The sequence below is a fragment of the Asticcacaulis biprosthecium C19 genome (genome assembly GCF_000204015.1).
In the GTDB taxonomy this organism is placed as follows: Bacteria; Pseudomonadota; Alphaproteobacteria; order Caulobacterales; family Caulobacteraceae; genus Asticcacaulis; species Asticcacaulis biprosthecius.
Window position 1 is genome coordinate 281,193 of the sequence record NZ_GL883078.1, and the last position, 2,243, is coordinate 283,435.

General features: G+C 54.4%; 1 protein-coding gene and 1 pseudogene. One reads left to right on the top strand and one right to left on the bottom strand.

Annotated elements, in window-relative coordinates; all coding sequences use genetic code 11:
* The first annotated feature begins 805 nt into the window (after positions 1–805).
* Positions 806–1,948, top strand: a complete 1,143-nt coding sequence (locus ABI_RS11845; protein WP_006273226.1) for a sensor histidine kinase — start codon at positions 806–808, stop codon at positions 1,946–1,948.
* Here the strand turns inward: ABI_RS11845 and ABI_RS25950 are convergent.
* A pseudogene (locus ABI_RS25950) lies at positions 1,945–2,243 on the bottom strand (hypothetical protein); the annotation flags it as partial. The gene ABI_RS11845 and the pseudogene ABI_RS25950 overlap by 4 nt on opposite strands.

Here is a 2,243-nt window from a genome sequence, read left to right on the forward strand (position 1 = left end):
GTTCTGTAGAGCCCCAGTCTGTAGAAGGACTTCATCCGCGCGCCTTCGCTCAGTGCTCTCTGCCGTGTCGGATACGGCGCTTTGATTGCCCGATTCGAGCTTTTTCGTCGTCATAGATATTCCCCGACATATGAGGACCTTCTCATTGGAAAGTCAGATAATTTGGGGTCAATTGGAAACTGCAGTGCCTAATGAACCTAAATATTTTAGAATCACGAGCAACAATATCGTCTTGTGGATTACTACGTATACTATGCTGAATTTTTCTATTTCAACATACGACCTAACCCCATTGGGCTTATGCTAAAAAGATTGTAAGTATGATATGTTGTTATTTATTATTATCTTTTTCAAAAATTCTTATTTCACAAGCGCTTTAGGGCTACAAAGCTTCAAATGGCGCTCCAGGGTATTGTTCGGGCGGTACCTGAGGCACCGGTGCGACCCGACCCCAAGAAGGCGCAAAGGGAATCCCTATCAAGAGTCAGACGTCACCACCGTTGGTATGAGACGTAATTTGAGAGGCTTTATCTGCCTGGCAGGCCCAGATTTGGCGACTTCACGGCCGCGCGGACTTAGCGGAATGATAGCGCATATTTCTGCACATATCGTTGTTTTAGTTGTTTTTTTCCTACTTGGATCGCCGATCCGGGGCGTAAGGGTTGCAAGCCATATGCAACGCCGATAACGATGGGCAAATCAGCATAGGTAACGCATTGTTCGCCACAGATCTTGAGGCTATGATGTCATGGTGCGGGTTTCGTGCTCAAGCCTATCGCCGTGGCCACCGGCTCGAAAGATCGCAATGCGCTTAGTCGAATTCATACGTCAGAACCGCGATCCGATTATCGCCGAGTGGGAGAGTTTCGCCACGACACTGTCGCCGGCGGCGAACATGACCCGCATGCAGTTGCGCGATCATATTGATGAAATCCTGTCGTTCATTTGCGACGATCTGGAGACCGCACAAACCAAAACAGAGCAGGTCGAAAAATCGCATGGTAAGCGTGACAGCGGCCAAGGCTACGCCGATACCGCTGCGGAAGCGCACGGAGAATTACGCCACGGCGATGGCTTCGATATCGTTCAAATGGTTTCGGAATATCGCGCCCTGCGCGGAAGTATAGTCAAGCTATGGATGAGGCGGCGTCGCACACTCGAAGACACCGATATCGAAGACCTGACGCGATTTAACGAATCGATCGACCAGGCGCTGGCCGAATCCGTAGTAAAGTTTTCCGCCAAGGTCGATTATTCACGGGACCTGATATTAGGGGTTTTGGGGCACGACTTGCGCAGCCCATTGGGCGCGATTTCGATGGCCGGCCAATTGTTGCCGAGACTTGGGGCATTGACGGACAAACAAGCCACGCTGGCTGCCCAGGTCGGCACGTGCAGTGATCGCATGACCCGCATTATCACCGATCTGCTCGATCTGGCCCGGGCGCGACACGGCACGCGCCTCCCAGTGAGCGCCCTGGCCATGGATCTCGGGCAATTGGCGCAACAGATGGTCGCCGAAACGAAAAGCCAGCATGCCGACCGCGATATCGATCTGACGATAAAAGGCGACGTGACGGGCGCATGGGATAACACACGATTGAGTCAGGTGTTATCCAATCTGCTGGGCAACGCCATACAGTATGGCGATGCGACCGCGCCGGTGACGGTAACGATCCTGGGCACCGCCGACGACGTCAGCCTCACCGTGCTCAATCAGGGGCCCATCATTCCCGAAGCGCAAATGGCCAGTCTGTTTCATTCCTTCACCCGTGGCGCCGAACCTGGCGCTCAACGGAATGGCGGCTCAAACCTGGGTCTGGGCTTGTTTATCACGCGTGAGATCGTGAAGTCGCATGACGGAAAGATCGAAGTCAGCTCAAACAAACGCGACGGAACGTCTTTCCGAATCACTCTGCCGAGGCGCCGGACCGCAGCGGCGGATTAGATGAGAGGTTTATTCAGTATGACGCCAAGCATGATGGCAAGGTAGTGCAGGCCGGCGCCCAGCAGGAGGTGGATGTGCCAGATGGCGCGGCGGTAAACGAGGCGCTTATTGGCGTAGAAGATCGTGCCGAGCGAATAGGCGACACCCCCCGCAACCAATAGTACAAGGGCGGTCAGCGGGGCCGACGGCACGGTGTTCCGGATCAGCTTCCCCCGCCTGGCGGATGACGTGTCGGTGTAACAGCAGCGCCGGAACGTCCGCACCCTTAATCTTATACCTCCCCGCGCTCTTCGCG